This window comes from Pseudomonas sp. FW300-N2F2 (assembly GCF_017351655.1).
In the GTDB taxonomy this organism is placed as follows: Bacteria; Pseudomonadota; Gammaproteobacteria; order Pseudomonadales; family Pseudomonadaceae; genus Aquipseudomonas; species Aquipseudomonas fluorescens_AA.
The window spans coordinates 1316702-1329867 of the sequence record NZ_JACNDQ010000001.1; the positions used below are offsets into that span (position 1 = coordinate 1316702).

Consider the following 13166-nt stretch of genomic DNA (forward strand, 5'->3'; position numbering starts at 1 on the left):
GTGTTCCTTCCGGAGAGTGGATGACACGTCCCCAGGTATTGTTACTGTTGTGTTGTTCGCTGCTGTTGCCGATACCGGCCGAGGCCCGGCTGCCCGGGCCGGTGCAGGCGGCGGCGCCGGGCACGGTGCGCGACCTGGCGCAGATCCGCAGCAGCCGTGTGTTGAAGGTTTTGGTCAACCAGAGCCGCAACAGCTCCGGTGAAGTCCAGGGGCAACCCATTGGCGTCGAATACCATCGGTTGCGCGCCTTCGAGCAATACCTCAACGGCCACGCCCGGGACGGCCAGGAAATTACCCTCAAGATCATTCCCAAGGCCAAGGACCAACTGCTCGGTGCCTTGCAGCGCGGGGAGGGCGACCTCGTCGCGCCGGGTGAGCTGCTTGAGCCTCAGGCCGGCCATGCTGTCAGCGCCAGCAACCCGATCCGTACCGACGTGCCTTTGCTGTTGGTGGGCATCAAGGGCGAGAAGCGCTACACGCGCGTGGAGCAACTTTCCGGCAAGACCCTGGCCCTGCCCAACGGCAGTGCGGCCGGGGATGCCGTGAGCCAGATCAACCAGAAACTGGCGCTGCTCAAGCTGCCGCCGGTGAAGATCGAATGGGTCGATCCTACCCTGGCTGTGGAAGATGTCCTGGAGATGGTCCAGGGCGGGATTTTCCATCTGACCATCGTCGAGCAACCCATTGCCGAGCGCTGGAGCAAGATCCTGCCCAAGCTGCGCTTCGACCGCCAGGTGCTGATCGGCGAGCCGGGTGACGAGTATTGGTTCGTTCGCCGTGACGCCGCCATGCTGCGGGCGAGCATCGACCGATTCCTGGTGACCTACAAGGTGCCCTCCAACCAGGACGCGGCGTTCCTGCGCATCTACCGGCGTTTGTATCAGGTCCACTATCCGCTGGCCCGGGCCAACCGCCAACGCCTGGAAAACCTGCGTCCGGTGCTGCAAAAACATGCCGATGCCCAGGGCATGGACTGGCTCAACCTGGCGGCCCTGGCTTTCAAGGAATCCGCCCTGCAACCCAATGCCCGCAGCGGTGCAGGCCCCACCGGCCTGATGCAGATCACCCCGGCGGCAGCCCAGCGGGTCGGGGTCGATAACATCCAGAACCTGGACGCCAATGTGCAGGCCGGCGCCAAGTACCTGGCCCTCATCCGCCGCAAGTTCTTTGCCAGCCCCAAGCTCAACGAGCGCGAACGCATGGCTTTCGTCCTGGCGGCCTACAACATGGGCCCCGAGCGCGTCCAAGGCATGCGAGCCGAGGCCCGGCGGCGGGGGCTGAACCCCAACCAATGGTTTTTCCAGGTCGAACGCATTGCCATGGAGCAGGTAGGAATGGGCGCCGTCAGCTATGTTAATAGTGTGAATAAGTACTACTTGGCGTTTGATCGTGAACGGGAGTCCTTGGAACCGAAGGAGCAAAAGGTTGCATTGCGTAAATGATCGAATAAACTGATTGGTATTACGGATATTTTCCGCTTTTAGCATGAGTTTTATTGATTAATATAGCGGCCACTCTCTACTACTCCCAAGGAATGACCTTATGAGCACTCTCATCAACAAAGTTCTGTTCACCCGCGCCGGCTATGGCTTGACTGTCCTGCGCATCGCCGTCGGTGTCATATTTGCCGCCCACGGCTCGCAGAAACTCTTTGGCCTGTTCGGTGGCTACGGCCTGGCAGGCACGGCGCAGTGGATGGAAAGCATCGGCCTGACCCCGGGCTATGTGATGGCGACACTGGCGGGCGGTACGGAGTTTTTCGCCGGGCTGGCGCTGATCGTCGGTCTGCTGGCGCGTCCAGCGGCACTGGGCCTGGCCTTCCTGTCGCTGGTGGCGATTTTCTCCGTGCACATCGGTAACGGCTTGTTCATGGCCAACAACGGTTATGAGTTCGCCCTGGCCTTGCTGGCGGGCAGTATTGCCGTGCTGATCGAAGGGGCGGGCAAGCTGTCGGTCGATCGCGCCATCGCGGGTTGAGTGCACGATTGGAACCCGAGGCCCGTCTTGTACGGGCCTTTTTTATGGGGAGTGATTCTTGACACTGGCCGGTCAGCTTCTCTAGGATGCCGCTCATGCGCCGATTTAAACAGCTACTTGCGGGGCGCCAGGTGACTCATCCCGTTGCCGATAGAAGCCGGAAAGACACGGCTTCGAAATACCGCTAAAGCGCTGGTTCGGTGTTGCCTCTCACCTGCCATGCAGACTTTCGAGGCAGAGACACGACACGATGAACGCACCCAGTCCCCTTGTACGTCTTGCGCCGATCACGGCGAACCTTGTGCAACGCAACCCGAAAATTCTCCTGGGCGGCACTCACCAGCCAACACTCTTGCGTTACCTCGACGGCTGGCCGCGTCGCAACCACGGGCCTGCCGCCTTCCTGATCCAGTTTGTCGAAGACGGTGAGTCACTGGCGCGTTTTGCCAATGACAGCTTCGACCTGGCTGTCATCCAGTCCCCCAGCGCAGCGGACGCTCCTGAAATGATCCGGCAACTGACCCGTGTCGCACGGCAGGGCTTGATCACGCGCCGTTGAGGTGAGGTTACGGATAAGCGATGTCCACGATGTAGACCCGTTTCTCGCCTGTGGGCGTCTGGACGCTGACCTCGGCGTCCAGGGCCTTGCCGATCAGCGCCCGTGCCAACGGCGAGTCGATGCTGATCAGGTTCTGTTTCAGGTCCAGCTCGTCCGGGCCGACGATGCGGTAGCGTGATTCCTTGCCGTCCTCATCTTCAACCGTGACCCAGGCGCCAAAATATACCTTGTTCGGATCGCTGGGTTTTTCACTGACCACTTTGAGCGCTTCGAGGCGCTTGGTGAGGAAGCGCACGCGACTGTCGATTTCCCGCAGCATTTTCTTGCCGTAGGTGTATTCGGCATTTTCCGAACGATCACCCTGGGCCGCCGCCTCGCTGACCGCCTGGGTCACCTGGGGACGGCGCACATGCCACAGCTCATGGAATTCAGCGCGCATCCGCGCTTCACCCTCGGGGGTGATCAGCGCGGTGCCGGCGGTGCGGGGTGGGCGATAACGGCTCATGGCAACTTCTTGTGATAGCGAAGCCGGGAGTCTATCAACCCTCGCGCAATACTGTCAGCGGGCTGGCGTTGAGCGCCCGACGGGTGCCGAACACCCCGGCCGCGCCGATCAACAAAGCCCCCAGCAACGGCAATACCAACAGCCATGGATGCGGATGCCAGGGCAGGTCGAAGGCGTACCGGTAAAGCACCAGGCTCACCAGTTCCGAACCCAGGGCCGCCAGCAGGCCACTGACGGCGCCCAGCAGGCCGAACTCGATGCGCCGGGCCTTGACCAGCAGGGGCCGTTCGGCGCCCAGTGCGCGCAACAGCGCGCCTTGGCGGATCCGTTCGTCGAGGGTCGCCTGCAGGCCGGAGAACAACACCGCCATTCCCGCGGCCAGCACGAACAGCAACACGTACTCCACGGCCAGGGTCACTTGGGCCAGGATGCTGCGCAGTTGTTCGAGCAGGGCCTCGACTTGCAGGATCGTCACCGCGGGAAAGGCCCGGGACAGGTCGACGATCTGTTGGTCGTGGCCCGGCGCCAGGTAGAAACTGGTGAGGTAGGTCGCCGGCAGGTCTTTCAATGTACCGGGCTGGAAGATCATGAAGAAGTTGGGTTGGAAATTGTCCCAGTTGATTTCCCGTAGGCTGGTGACCTTCGCTTCACGGTTGACCCCGCCCACGCTGAAGACCAGGCGGTCGCCCAACTTGATCTTGAGGTTCTCGGCCACTTTGCCTTCCACCGAAACCCCCGGGACATCGTCCGCAGGCTGCTGTGGCCACCAGGTCCCTGCGGTGACGACGTTCCCCGTCGGCAGGTCCGCGGCCCAGGTCAGGCTCAGGTCGCGCTGCAGCGCCCGGTCACCCGCCGAGTCCTTGGTGACGAACTCCGTGGCCGGTTCGCCATTGATGCTGATCAGACGCCCGGGTACCACGGGGTAGAGCGGGGCCGATTGTGCGGACAATTCCAGCAGTTTGTCGGTGAAGGCCTGCTTGTCGTTGGGCAGGATGTTCAGGGCGAAATAGTTCGGCGCGTTTTTGGGCAACTGGTTTTGCCAGGTGTCCAGCAACTCACCGCGCAGTAGCGCGATCAACGCCATGGACAACAGGATCAGGCCGAACGCCAAGGCCTGGCCGGCGGCTGCCAAGGGATGACGCAGCAATTGGCCGAGGCCCAGCCGCCAGGGCAGGGCGGCGCGGGCCAGCAGGCGACGCAGGCTCTGGAGCAGCAGCAACAACAAGCCGCCGAGCACCAGCGCGGCAACGACGCCACCGCCCAGCAGGGCGAAGGTCAGGACCAGGTCCAGGCTCAGGCGCCACATGATCAGGCCCAGGGCACCCAGAGCGGCACCGTAGATCACCCAGGAGCTGGAGGGGATCGGCAGCATGTCCCGGCGCAGCACGCGCAACGGTGGCACCCGTCCCAGCGCAGCCAGTGGCGGCAGGGCGAACCCCGCCAGCGCCACCAGCCCGGTGCCGATCCCGGCGATCGCCGGCAGCAGGCCGCCCGGCGGAACGGTGGTGGGCAGCAGGTCATGCAGCAGGGCGAACAGGCCCAGTTGGGCGACCCAGCCGAGCAGGGCGCCGCTGATGCTGGCGAGCAGGCCCAGCACCGTCAATTGCAGGCTGAACAGCGCCATGGTTTCCCGACGTGAAAGGCCCAGGCAGCGTAGTAGCGCGCTGGCATCGAAGCGTCGGGTGGCAAAGCGGTTGGCCGAAAGCGCGACGGCGACCCCGGACAGCAACACCGCCACCAGGCTGGCCATGTTCAGGTAGCGCTCGGCCTTGCCCAGGGCGCCACCGATCTGACGGTTGCCGTCGCGGGCATCCTGCAGGCGCTGGTTGGCTTCAAGGCCAGGCTTGACCAGGTCGCGGTAGGTTTGCAAGGCCGGTGCCGGACCGCGCCACAGGTCGCGATAGCTGACACGGCTGCCCGGTTGCACCACGCCGGTGGCCTCCAGGTCCTTGAGGTTGATCAGCACGCGCGGGGTGAGGCTGTAGAAATTGCCGGCGCGATCCGGTTCATAGGTCAGCACTCGGGCCAGCCGCAGGGTTTGGTTGCCAACGTCGATGCTGTCGCCGATCTTCAGGTCCAGTGCCGTCAACAGCCGTGCCTCGACCCACGCCTCGCCAGGGTTCGGACGTCCGCCGGTTTCTTCCGGCGCGAACGGGGCGGGGCTGCTTTTCAGCTCGCCGCGCAGTGGGTAGCGGTCATCGGCCGCCTTGACGCTGGACAACTGGATACCATTGTCGGTGGCCACGACACTGGAGAACTCCACCACCCGGGCGTGTTCCAGCCCCAGTTCAGTGCCGCTGCGGATCTGCTCCGGGCGGGCCGGCGAGCTGCCTTCGAGCAGCAGGTCGGCGCCGAGGAATTCGGTGGCGCGCATCATCATCGCGCCGTTGAGGCGGGCACCGAAGTAACCGATGGCGGTACTCGCCGCCACCGCCACCAGCAGGGCGAAGAACAACACCCGCAACTCACCGGCGCGGGCATCGCGAAGCAATTGACGGACAGCGAGACTGAACAGGCGCAACAGCGGCAAACGTGCCATCAAGGCTCCAGAGGGGCGACCATCTCGCCGGCTTCAAGTCGGATCAGGCGCCGGCAGCGATGGGCCAGGCGTTCATCATGGGTGACCAGCACCAGGGTCGTGCCGCGTTCCTTGTTCAGTTCGAACAGCAGGTCGCTGATGCGCTCGCCGGTGTGGCTGTCGAGGTTGCCGGTGGGTTCGTCGGCAAACAGCACATCGGGCTCGGCGGCAAAGGCGCGGGCAATCGCCACCCGTTGCTGTTCGCCGCCGGAGAGCTGGCGCGGTGAATGGGTCAGGCGCTGGCCCAGGCCGACGCGCTGCAACAGTTGCGTGGCGCGTTCACGGGCATCCTTGCGACCGTCCAGTTCCAGCGGCAGCATGACGTTTTCCAGTGCATTGAGGCTGTCGAGCAACTGGAACGACTGGAAAACGAAACCGACATGCTCGGCGCGGATTCGCGCACGCTGGTCTTCATCCAGTGCGCTGAGGGCCTGGCCGGCGAGTGTGACTTCGCCGCTGCTGGGCAGGTCGAGGCCGGCCAGCAGGCCCAGGAGGGTGGATTTGCCGGAACCGGACGCGCCGACGATGGCCAGGCTGTCGCCTTTGTTCAGTTCCAGGCTGAGTTCGTGCAGGATGGTCAGTTCACCTTCCGCGCTGGCGACCACTTTGCTAAGGTCCGTCGCGGTGAGAATGCTTGAGCCCATGGAGAATCCGATGCGTGTGTGGTTTTTGAGTGCCGGCCTGGCCTTGATGTGCATGGCCCAGAACGCAGCGGCGGGTACAGTCCTGATCGTTGGCGATAGTATCAGCGCGGCTTTCGGCCTGGATACCCGGCAAGGGTGGGTGTCGTTGCTCGAACAACGGCTCAAGGTCGAGGGTTTTGACGATAAAGTGGTCAATGCTTCCATCAGCGGCGACACCAGCGCCGGAGGCCAGGCGCGGCTGCCGGCGCTGCTCGCAGCCCATAAACCGGACCTGGTGATCCTGGAGCTGGGTGGCAACGATGGCTTGCGCGGACAACCACCAACACAATTGCAACAAAACCTTGCAGCGATGATCGACAGTTCCCGCGCAAGCGGTGCCAAGGTGTTGCTGCTGGGCATGCAACTGCCGCCCAATTACGGGCGCCGATACACCGATGCCTTCGCCCGGGTCTACAGCACCCTGGCCGAGGAGAAAAAAGTGCCGCTGGTGCCGTTTTTCCTCAAGGATATCGGAGGTGTTCCCGGAATGATGCAAGGCGACGGATTGCACCCGTCCGTCGCGGCCCAGGGCAAGTTGCTGGAAAATGTCTGGCCGACGCTGAAACCGCTGCTTTGACGCTTTTCTACAGGCGGGCTTTCGGCTAATGTGGCGCCCCCGATTTGGAGCCCCCGATGCCGCGTCCCGCCTGGTCCCTGTTTGCCTACCAACTGATCGAGCCTGACGAGCAGCTGGATCTGTTCGCCTGCCAGGAAGTGCGGGTGCATCTGGTGACCCGGCAGCTGGAACTCGGTGGCTCGGCCGACCGGACCCTCTGCGGTAGCCTGCTGCCGGCCCAGCCGCGCTGGTCGAGTGTCGATCGCAAGATTTTCCAGGATCATCGCCTGTGCTCGCTGTGCCGGGCGATCCTGGAATCCCAGAAGCGCGGCACCTCGCCGATCTGGCCGGAGCTGCGGTTCGAGTTGTAATCGCGCTGTTCCCGTGTGGGAGCGAGCTTGCTCGCGATGACGGTGGCACATTCAACATCGTTGCTGGTCGACCCATCGCTATCGCGAGCAAGCTCGCTCCCACAGGGGGGGCTTGCAAAGGCCTCTAACCTGTTGCACATCGGACGCTTGATTGCCGCTCTCCCCGAAATAAAGGGTGGCAGTGTACAATCGCCGTTTTCATACCCCTTGTTCGATCTGCGAAGGATTTCCCGGATGTTGCCGCGCTTGCCTGCCGTCGCCCGCTGCCTGTCTCTTGCCGCCCTGTGTATGGCGGGCCCCGTTGCCGCACTCGAGCTGCCTCTGCCACCGCCGGGTGAAGACATCATTGGCCAGGTGCAAGTCATCAAGGCCAAATACGAAGACACCTTCGCCGACCTGGGCACCACCTATGACCTGGGCTACAGCGAGATGGTCGCCGCCAACCCTGGGGTCGATCCCTGGTTGCCTGGCGCTGGCACCGAGATCGTGCTGCCCACCCGCTTCATCCTGCCGCCGGGCCCGCGCGAGGGCATCGTGATCAACCTGGCCGAGTACCGTCTCTACTATTTCCCCAAGGGGCGGAACGTGGTCTACACCTTCCCGCTGGGGATTGGTCGTGAGGGCTGGGGCTCGCCGATCGCCCACACCAGCATCATCGCCAAGACGCCGAACCCGACCTGGACGCCGCCCGCATCGATCAAGGCCGAACACGCTGCCGACGGCGATCCGTTGCCGAATGTCGTGCCCGCCGGCCCGGATAACCCGCTGGGCCCTTTCAAGTTCACCCTGGGCACCCCGGGCTACCTGATCCATGGTTCGAACAAGAAGTTCGGCATCGGCATGCGGACCAGCCACGGTTGCTTCCGGATGTTCAACAACAACGTATTGGAAATGGCCGGCATGGTGCCGGTGGGCACGTCGGTGCGGATCATCAACGACCCCTACAAGCTGGGCTTGAGCGGTGGCAAGGTGTACCTCGAAGCGCATACGCCACTGGACGACAAGGGCAACCCGTCGGTGGTGGACAAGCACACCGCGGTGATCAATGCGATGCTCAAGCGCGAAGACATCACCAGTAACCTGCGCATGAACTGGGACGTGGTGCGGGACGTGGTAGCGGCCGAAGATGGCCTGCCGGTGGAAATTGCCGTTCCCAATACCTCGGCACCGATGGTCTCGAGCGCGCCGATCGACTTGCAGCAGTAAAACTCGAAAGCAACCCGCCGACGTTTTGCGATGTCGGCGGGTTTTTTATCGCCTGCTAAAACACCAGACAATAAAAAAGCCGACCCAAAAATGGGTCGGCTCGATAACAATCCCGAAGGACTATTACTTGCGGCTAGCTTTTTCCAGCATGCGCAGAGCACGCTCGTTAGCTTCGTCAGCAGTCTGTTGTGCTTTTTGAGCAGCAGCCAGAGCTTCATCAGCTTTACGGTACGCTTCGTCTGCACGAGCCTGGGAGCGAGCTGCTGCGTCTTCGGTAGCAGTCAGACGTGCTTCGGTTTCTTTCGATGCGCTGCTGCAACCGGTAGCCAGAACTGCGGCCAGGGCCAGAGCAGAGAATTTCAGAACGTTGTTCATCGGTTTCCCCTTCAAGGACTTTCTATTAGTGACTGTCTCCCCAGACTGGAGAGTTAGCCGGCGTACATACTACCCATTACTTGTAGTAAGTAAACTGACGTAGCGCAAGAAGCAAAAAAATTGTAGGCGGTGATTCTTTTTCGAGCAACTTTTCTTAGGGTTGTTGAAAAAATATACAGCCCCAAGCCCTTGGCAGGAGCGCGTCGACGAAGAAAAGTTCCGCGGCGGGGGAGAACTCTTGCAGCCCTCGCTAACGTCGTTGTTTATTGATTCACCTACACTTTTGTACATTTTTTGTGCAATGTCCCAGGCATCTTTATTGGTATTGGCGGTGACTTTAACTACGCGCGCTCGTCTCAAGACTCAACAACTGGCGATGTTCAGCTATTGCACCGTGACCGACTACCGCCCGACGATGGCGCTCAATCGATAAACCCGGCCAGGTTTAGCCATTCGATGACAGGCGTGCCTTGAGCATTTGCGTCATTGGTGCCTACTATTCACGACGTGCTCGGGTTTGAGCGGATCGTTTTTGGCGCTCGGTGACCAGGAAGGCACGGGGTGGCGTAGATGTTCCTTCGCCGGAAAAACATCGGTAAGGTAGGGGTCGGCATTCAGACCCGCGAGGAGTAGTGATGAGCGAGGCGGTTACCATCCACCATGACCAGGCTGGTCATCAGTTCGAGACCAATGTGGACGGTCATCGTGCCTATCTGACCTATATGGACCTGGGCAAGCAGACCCTGGATATCTATCGCACCTTCGTGCCCAACGCGTTGCGCGGCCGGGGCATCGCGGCGGCGCTGACCGAAAGGGCGCTGCAGTACGCTGAAGAGATGGGCTACACGGTGATCCCGTCCTGCTCCTACGTAGAGCGTTACATGGAGCGTCACCAGCGGCACGCGGCGAAGCTCTGAGAAAACGGATTCCCCAATAAAAAAACGCCGGACTGAAAAGTCCGGCGTTTTTTTATGCCTTAAAGAGAGCAAAAGATCGCAGGCTTCGCCAGCTCCTACATCCCCAGCCTAAATACATGTAGGAGCTGTCGAGTGAAACGAGGCTGCGATCTTTTTAACTACGCTGCCGCTTCGGCAGCACGTCCTTGAGTTTGGCGTGCATGCTGCGCAGGGTGTTCTCGGTCGCGCTCCAGTCGATGCAGGCATCGGTGATGGAGACGCCGTACTGCAAGTCGGCGAGGTCTTTCGGGATGGCCTGGCAGCCCCAGTTCAAGTGGCTTTCGACCATCAGGCCGATAATCGACTGGTTGCCTTCCAGGATCTGGTTGGCCACGTTCTCCATCACCAACGGTTGCAGCGCCGGGTCCTTGTTGGAGTTGGCGTGGCTGCAATCGACCATGATGTTCGGCTTGATCCCGGCTTTGTTCAGCGCCTGCTCACACAGTGCGACGCTGACCGAGTCGTAGTTCGGCTTGCCGTTGCCACCGCGCAGGACCACGTGACCGTAGGCGTTGCCCTTGGTGGTGACGATCGACACGCCACCTTCCTGGTTGATGCCCAGGAAGCGGTGCGGGCTGGAAACCGACTGCAAGGCGTTGATCGCCACGGTGAGACCGCCGTCGGTGCCGTTCTTGAAACCCACCGCCGACGACAGGCCGGAGGCCATTTCGCGGTGGGTCTGGGATTCGGTGGTGCGCGCGCCGATGGCCGACCAGCTGATCAGGTCCTGCAAGTACTGCGGCGAGATCGGGTCCAGGGCTTCGGTGGCAGTGGGCAGGCCCATTTCCGCCAGGTCCAGCAGCAACTGGCGACCGATGTGCAGGCCGTCCTGGATCTTGAAGGAGTCATCCAGGTACGGGTCGTTGATCAGGCCTTTCCAGCCGACGGTGGTGCGCGGTTTCTCGAAATACACGCGCATGACCAGGTACAAGGTGTCGGAGACTTCCGCCGCCAGCACTTTCAGGCGCTCGGCGTATTCGTGGGCGGCCTTGATGTCATGGATCGAGCAGGGGCCGATGACCACGAACAGGCGATGGTCGGTGCCGTCCAGGATGTTGCGAATGACTTCCCGGCCCTTGGTCACGGTGCGCAGGGCAGCGTCGCTCAGGGGGATATCGCGCTTGAGCTGGTCAGGCGTGATGAGGGTCTCGTTGGAGGCGACGTTAAGGTCATTGATCGGTAAATCAGCCATCGTGTTACTCGTCAGGTCACGGGTGCCGGCCGCCAGCGATCCCCGCGCGGCGGTGCACAGCGAATTTTAAGCGCGTCGGGGAGCCGAACCTTATCGCGTTACGAGGTGGCTCGACAATGGGCTGGGCCCGGTTTAATGCCCTATAGGCCAGGGAAAAGGCCTTGGCGATGGCTCTGCAACAGATTCGTGAGCGGATGTAATGAAGATTGCATGCCATGCTGCTCGCGCCGATAGTGTGCAGGGGCTTTTTACCAGGAGAGTTGCAACGATGCAGGCAGGGGTTAAACCGCGGATCGGGATGATCGGCACCGGGGCGATTGGCGGGTTTTACGGCGTGATGCTGGCGCGCGCCGGTTTTGACGTGCACTTTCTACTGCGCAGCGAGTTTGCTGCCGTGGCCGAAGCCGGTTTGCGGATCGACAGCGCGGTCCATGGCACGCTGGCCCTCGACCCCGTCCAGGCCTATCGCTCGGCAGCCGATATGCCGCCCTGTGACTGGCTGCTGGTCGGCGCCAAGACCACCAGCAATGCCGACCTGGCGCCGGCCATTGCCCAGGCTGCCGCTGACGGGGCAAAAGTCCTGTTGCTGCAGAACGGCCTGGACGTGGAGGACGATCTTCGACCGTTGTTGCCCGATTCGCTGCATCTGCTGGGTGGCCTGTGCCTGATCTGCGTGCATCGCATCGGTCCTGGCGTCATCGCCCACCAGGCACTTGGCGCGGTCAACGTCGGTTATCACAGCGGTCCCTGTGCCGATCAGGCGCAACGCATGGCAATCGTCGAAGAGGCGGCGACCTTGTTCCGCAGCGCCGGTATCGAGGCCCAGGCCATGCCTGGCTTGCAACAGGCCCGCTGGCAGAAGCTGGTGTGGAATGTGCCATACAACGGTCTTTCGGTTTTGTTGGGCGCCAGTACCACGCCGTTGATGGCCAACAGTCATAGCCGCGAATTGATCCAGGCGCTGATGGCGGAGGTGGTCCGCGGTGCGCAAGCCTGCGGGCATCACATCGCGCCGGGTTATGCCGAGCATCTGTTCACGATGACCGAGAAGATGCCCGATTACTGGCCGAGCATGTACCACGATTATTCCCACAAGCGAGCGCTGGAACTGGACGCGATCTACGGCCGGCCATTGGCGGCGGCGAAAGCGGCAGGGTGTGAGCTGCCGAAAATCGAAGCCTTGTATCAGGCGTTGGCGTTCATGGATCGCTGTAACCGCTGAGCGGGGCGAAAGGGGAGTGGCATGGCAAACAACATCGACGACAAACTGGTGCTGGCGATTTCGTCGCGGGCGTTGTTCGACCTCAGGGAAAGCCACAAGGTGTACCTGTCGAGTGGCGTCGAGGCCTATCGGCAATACCAGATCGAGCATGAAGACGAAGTCCTGGCACCCGGTGACGCGTTCGCCCTCGTGCAGAAACTGCTGGATCTCAACGAACACCTGGGGCGTGCCCGGGTCGAGGTGATCCTGGTGTCGCGCAACAGTGCCGACACCGGCCTTCGGGTGTTCAACTCGATCCATCATTATGGGCTGGCGATTTCGCGCGCGGCCTTCGTCGGCGGCCGCAGTCCTTACCCGTACCTCAAGGCATTCGGCTGCGACCTGTTCTTGTCCACCCACGCTGAAGACGTGCGCAGCGCCCTGGACGCCGGATTTGCCGCGGCGACCATCCTGTCGGGTGGGGCCAGTCGCGCCGCCAGCGCAGAACTGCGCATTGCCTTCGATGGGGATGCCGTGCTGTTTTCCGATGAGTCGGAGCGTGTCTATCAGGCCGGTGGTCTGGAAGCTTTCCAGGCCAGCGAGCGGCAGTCTGCCCGTGAACCGCTGCGAGGCGGGCCGTTCAAGGGCTTCCTGGCGGCGCTCAACGCGCTTCAGCGCGAGTTCCCCGAGGACGCCTGCCCCATCCGCACGGCCTTGGTGACCGCCCGTTCGGCACCGGCCCATGAGCGGGTCATCCGGACTTTGCGTGAGTGGGATATCCGTTTGGACGAGTCGCTGTTTCTCGGCGGCCTGACCAAATCGGCTTTCCTGGAGGCCTTTGCCGCCGATGTGTTTTTCGATGACCAGACCGGCCACTGCGAATTGGCCCGGGAGGTGGTCGCCACCGGTCACGTGCCCCATGGCATCAGTAACGAAATAAAGCCCTGACTGCCTCTGAGTCGGGACGTCAGGCCGCACGTCGTAGTCCCCAAGGCGCTGCTAAGCTG

At 62.2% G+C, this 13166-nt stretch carries 14 protein-coding genes; 9 read left to right on the plus strand and 5 right to left on the minus strand.

The window, feature by feature from the left end; all coding sequences use genetic code 11:
* Positions 1 to 20 precede the first annotated feature (20 nt).
* The 3 genes from J4E63_RS06010 to J4E63_RS06020 all read left to right on the plus strand — a co-directional run bounded on the left by J4E63_RS06010 (position 21) and on the right by J4E63_RS06020 (position 2536).
* On the plus strand, positions 21 to 1442 hold the full coding sequence (locus J4E63_RS06010; RefSeq protein WP_207281370.1) for a transglycosylase SLT domain-containing protein: 1422 nt from the start codon (positions 21 to 23) through the stop codon (positions 1440 to 1442).
* A 100-nt stretch (positions 1443 to 1542) separates the two neighbouring features.
* The gene (locus J4E63_RS06015; RefSeq protein ID WP_092167599.1) at positions 1543 to 1977 is read left to right on the plus strand and encodes a DoxX family protein; all 435 of its coding nucleotides are present in this window, start codon (positions 1543 to 1545) and stop codon (positions 1975 to 1977) included.
* A gap of 250 nt (positions 1978 to 2227) precedes the next feature.
* Positions 2228 to 2536 (plus strand): hypothetical protein, encoded by a 309-nt coding sequence (locus J4E63_RS06020; RefSeq protein WP_024618163.1) that lies wholly within the window; start codon positions 2228 to 2230, stop codon positions 2534 to 2536.
* Positions 2537 to 2543: 7 nt separating this feature from the next.
* Here the strand turns inward: J4E63_RS06020 and greB are convergent, their stop codons facing one another.
* The 3 genes from greB to J4E63_RS06035 are packed head-to-tail and all read right to left on the minus strand — an operon-like array spanning position 2544 to position 6263.
* Entirely contained in the window at positions 2544 to 3041 is a 498-nt protein-coding gene (greB, locus tag J4E63_RS06025; protein WP_003199337.1) for a transcription elongation factor GreB, read from the minus strand.
* 34 nt (positions 3042 to 3075) lie between these two features.
* Entirely contained in the window at positions 3076 to 5580 is a 2505-nt protein-coding gene (locus tag J4E63_RS06030) for an ABC transporter permease (RefSeq protein ID WP_207281371.1), read from the minus strand.
* Positions 5580 to 6263 (minus strand): ABC transporter ATP-binding protein, encoded by a 684-nt coding sequence (locus J4E63_RS06035; RefSeq protein ID WP_060738553.1) that lies wholly within the window; start codon positions 6261 to 6263, stop codon positions 5580 to 5582. The genes J4E63_RS06030 and J4E63_RS06035 overlap by 1 nt, the downstream gene beginning before the upstream one ends.
* A 10-nt stretch (positions 6264 to 6273) precedes the next feature.
* Between J4E63_RS06035 and J4E63_RS06040 the strand changes: the two genes are divergently transcribed.
* The 3 genes from J4E63_RS06040 to J4E63_RS06050 all read left to right on the plus strand — a co-directional run bounded on the left by J4E63_RS06040 (position 6274) and on the right by J4E63_RS06050 (position 8435).
* Complete coding sequence (locus J4E63_RS06040) at positions 6274 to 6879, plus strand: arylesterase (RefSeq protein WP_192259582.1); 606 nt, start codon at positions 6274 to 6276, stop codon at positions 6877 to 6879.
* Between the two features lie 56 nt (positions 6880 to 6935).
* Positions 6936 to 7229, plus strand: coding sequence for a hypothetical protein (locus J4E63_RS06045; protein ID WP_003199347.1), 294 nt, complete (start codon positions 6936 to 6938; stop codon positions 7227 to 7229).
* A 234-nt stretch (positions 7230 to 7463) separates the two neighbouring features.
* Complete coding sequence (locus tag J4E63_RS06050; RefSeq protein WP_060738551.1) at positions 7464 to 8435, plus strand: L,D-transpeptidase family protein; 972 nt, start codon at positions 7464 to 7466, stop codon at positions 8433 to 8435.
* A gap of 123 nt (positions 8436 to 8558) precedes the next feature.
* On the opposite strand, the gene oprI is transcribed toward J4E63_RS06050, so the two are convergent.
* Positions 8559 to 8810, minus strand: a complete 252-nt coding sequence (oprI, locus tag J4E63_RS06055; RefSeq protein WP_003183784.1) for an outer membrane lipoprotei OprI — start codon at positions 8808 to 8810, stop codon at positions 8559 to 8561.
* Positions 8811 to 9445: 635 nt separating this feature from the next.
* Here oprI and J4E63_RS06060 point away from each other — a divergent pair.
* A complete protein-coding gene (locus J4E63_RS06060) occupies positions 9446 to 9727 on the plus strand; it encodes a GNAT family N-acetyltransferase (RefSeq protein ID WP_053120470.1) in 282 nt (93 codons plus the stop codon).
* A gap of 154 nt (positions 9728 to 9881) precedes the next feature.
* Here the strand turns inward: J4E63_RS06060 and J4E63_RS06065 are convergent, their stop codons facing one another.
* Positions 9882 to 10958 (minus strand): 3-deoxy-7-phosphoheptulonate synthase, encoded by a 1077-nt coding sequence (locus J4E63_RS06065; protein WP_092197632.1) that lies wholly within the window; start codon positions 10956 to 10958, stop codon positions 9882 to 9884.
* Positions 10959 to 11226: 268 nt separating this feature from the next.
* Between J4E63_RS06065 and J4E63_RS06070 the strand changes: the two genes are divergently transcribed.
* Together J4E63_RS06070 and J4E63_RS06075 are read left to right on the plus strand one after the other, a co-directional pair.
* On the plus strand, positions 11227 to 12180 hold the full coding sequence (locus J4E63_RS06070; RefSeq protein WP_207281372.1) for a putative 2-dehydropantoate 2-reductase: 954 nt from the start codon (positions 11227 to 11229) through the stop codon (positions 12178 to 12180).
* A gap of 21 nt (positions 12181 to 12201) precedes the next feature.
* Positions 12202 to 13107, plus strand: coding sequence for a 5'-nucleotidase (locus tag J4E63_RS06075; protein WP_060738548.1), 906 nt, complete (start codon positions 12202 to 12204; stop codon positions 13105 to 13107).
* The last annotated feature ends 59 nt before the right edge of the window (positions 13108 to 13166 follow it).